Source organism: Vibrio sp. 10N.286.52.C3 (assembly GCF_041468865.1).
Classification (GTDB): Bacteria; Pseudomonadota; Gammaproteobacteria; order Enterobacterales; family Vibrionaceae; genus Vibrio; species Vibrio crassostreae_C.
This window is the reverse complement of the sequence record NZ_JBFRJM010000100.1, coordinates 1-2,030: the sequence shown is the minus strand read 5'-3', so window position 1 is coordinate 2,030 and position 2,030 is coordinate 1. Positions and strand designations below refer to the sequence as shown.

General features: G+C 42.1%; 1 protein-coding gene and 2 pseudogenes. All 3 read right to left on the bottom strand.

Going from position 1 to position 2,030, the window contains the following annotated elements; genetic code table 11:
• The coding region (locus AB4138_RS23320) for a DUF1611 domain-containing protein (protein ID WP_372307897.1) at positions 1-955 on the bottom strand (955 nt) is incomplete at its 3' end.
• A gap of 164 nt (positions 956-1,119) precedes the next feature.
• Positions 1,120-1,827 (bottom strand): annotated as a pseudogene (locus AB4138_RS23315) (IS5 family transposase); the annotation flags it as partial.
• 55 nt (positions 1,828-1,882) lie between these two features.
• Positions 1,883-2,030: pseudogene (locus AB4138_RS23310) on the bottom strand (ISAs1 family transposase); the annotation flags it as partial.

The window sequence follows — 2,030 nt, the reverse complement described above, 5'->3', positions numbered from 1 at the left end:
CAGGAAAATCACTACGATATAAACGTTTAGGGGCATGTTGCAGTATCACACCCGTTGGACAACTGCCACGTAAGATAAAAGCGCTGGTTGAAAACGCAGGGTGACTCAAGGCTCCTTGCCCCTCAACAATTATCAGATCCGGATTTTCTTTTTCATAGGCCTGTACAATGACAGATTCCAATTCACCGGCACAAAATTGTGAAGGGACTGCATCGAGTGCAACGCAGTATTGTGCGCCTTGCATAATACCTGTTTGACCAGTGGCAATCAGAACGACGTTAAGGCCTTTTTTAGTCAGTTCATTCGCCAATATTGTTGCTGTTGTTCGTTTTCCTAGCGCGCAATCCGTCCCCATTACAGCAATTCTCGGACATTTAACGTTGTGTATTTTCCCGCTAAACGTTTTCAGATCGCCTTTACTTTTGGGTTTGCGAGTATCGAATATTCGAACGTTATTCTTTAAACTGGCTTCTAAAAACAGAGGATCGTCGGTTAGAAATTCATGTAAGCCATTTACGATGTTCATTCCTAATGACATGGCATTTAAAATGATGCTTTTATCTAAGTCAGATAAAAAACCACTTGATGGCGCAATGCCAAAAATGAAATAATCGGGAATGCTTTCCGCGTGAATGATAGCTTCTTCAGCATTGGCAAGGATCGGTATTCCATTGGCTTTGTTATCAAGAACTTCACCAGCATCTAAGCCAGCAGACTCACTATCAATAACCGATAGAATACGATAGCTTAACGAATGCCTCACTAACCCATTAGCGGTTTTACCATCAATTTTACCAAAATTACCTTCGCAATATATAATTGCAGAAGGGATGACCGGATTTACTTTTTGAGCAAGTGGTAACCAAGGAGCTATATGGGGTACGTTGTTGGTATCTACATTTTCAATTCTAGAGAGTTTGAATATATTTCTTAACTTTTCGGTTGAGATGGACATAATTAAAGCCTGCAGTATGGCTTAGGAGGGCGACTAAGGAGTGCCGATTTGCGAGTTCGGAAAAGAAAAGAAGTCCCTACTAAGCGGTAGGGATAACAACCAAGGTAACACACTCACCAGACTTTTGTTGGTTATTATTAATACGCTTTCTGAGTCTATTACTTTCAGACGTCGCCCACTTGAGCGTTGTAATTTCTCAAACTCAATTTACCGCTTGTTAATCCCTTGTATCGAGACATTGCGGTCTCAGATATTGAGCGATAGTGATAACCAGACTCTGTTTTCCACTCCGATATTGTCCCATTTTTCAGAGCCGTTACTGCTTCGTTTCTGGGATGACCATCCTCCCAATGTACTGCATTCTTTCGAGGTGGTATCAACGGAGTACAGCCTTTATTTTTCAGGGTTTCATGACAACTTTTTGTGTCATATGCTCCATAGGTAGATTCGGTATGAACCTTTCTGCGTAAAGGGTTGAGTAATGTTGGTAGCACTTCACTATAGCCAACATTTACAAGGCTGACTTCCGCACTAATCGCTTCGTGAGTATCCACATCTACAGCTAAGTGCAGCTTACGCCATGTTCTTCGTTTTTCTGCACCATGCTTTTTTACTTTCCACTCACCTTCACCAAAGACTTTGAGGCCTGTCGAATCAATGGCTATATGGTGAATAGCCCCTCTAGACCTATTGCGATATTTGACCTGAACCGTCTTCGAGCGTTTACTAATACATGTGTAGCCAGGAGAGGTCAGCGGAACATCCATTAGCTCAAAGATAGAGTTGATAAAACCTTGAAGAGCACGTAATGGCAGAGAGAATATCCCCTTAATCATCAGGGCAGTTTCAATCGCTGTATCAGAGTACTGGAACTTAACTCAGTGTCCAAAACTTCTGGCACGGATCACTATGAATCCCAGGGCAAGATTACGAAGCCCCTTGCCCTGCAAGGACTTGCGAAAGGTAAGCGTTATTGCGGTTCGCTTTTTTCTGCTTTCTTTTGATCCCTGCTTTGAAGCTGATTTCTTCCGTCAGCAGATTTAAAGCTATATGTCTTATAACTGCTAAATTCTCA